We start from the raw sequence: 689 nt of genomic DNA, 5'->3' as shown, positions 1-689 counted from the left end.
GCGCCGGCTCGGTGGCCTCGATGACATCATCATCTCGCTCTATGCCGGCGGCATGACGTTGCGCGATATCCAACACCACCTCGCATCCACAATCGGCACCGATCTGTCCCACGAGACGATCTCCAAGATCTGCGACGAGGTCCTCGACGCGGTCGACGAATGGCAGAACCGGCCGCTGGAGGCGCTGTACCCCGTCATCTATCTCGACGCGTTGGTGGTGAAGGTCAAAGACGGCGCCCACGTCCGAAACAAACACGCCCACATAGCGATTGGCGTCGACATGGCCGGTATCAAGCATGTGTTGGGGATCTGGATACAGGCCGAAGAGGGCGCGAGGTTCTGGGCCGGGGTGTGCGCGAATCTGGCCAACCGCGGCGTCAAAGACGTGCTGGTCGTGTGCTGTGACGGGCTCACCGGATTCCCCGAGGCGATCGAGGCGACCTGGCCGCTGGCCACCGTGCAGACGTGTGTGGTGCATCTGATCCGCAACGCGATGCGGTTCGTCAACTACAAAGACCGCAAGGAGGTGGCCCGGGCGATCAAACCGATCTACACAGCCCCGGATGTCGAGGTCGCCCGCCTCGAGTGGGAGGCCTTCCGCGACTCGGAGTTGGGGGTGTCAGATGGTCTGTGTAAGTCCAGTGCTCATCAGTGAGAGGAAGATCTATGAGCATGGCGTTAGACGACAA

General features: G+C 61.7%; 1 pseudogene. It reads left to right on the top strand.

Features of this window, described 5'->3' with window-relative positions:
- Positions 1-616: pseudogene (locus A5785_RS15770) on the top strand (IS256 family transposase); the annotation flags it as partial.
- Positions 617-689: the final 73 nt, after the last annotated feature.

Origin of the sequence: Gordonia sp. 852002-50395_SCH5434458 (assembly GCF_001665905.1) — a bacterium.
GTDB classification, from domain to species: Bacteria; Actinomycetota; Actinomycetes; order Mycobacteriales; family Mycobacteriaceae; genus Gordonia; species Gordonia jacobaea.
The sequence above is the reverse complement of the archived record's forward strand: the minus strand, read 5'-3'. Positions and strand labels throughout refer to the sequence as shown.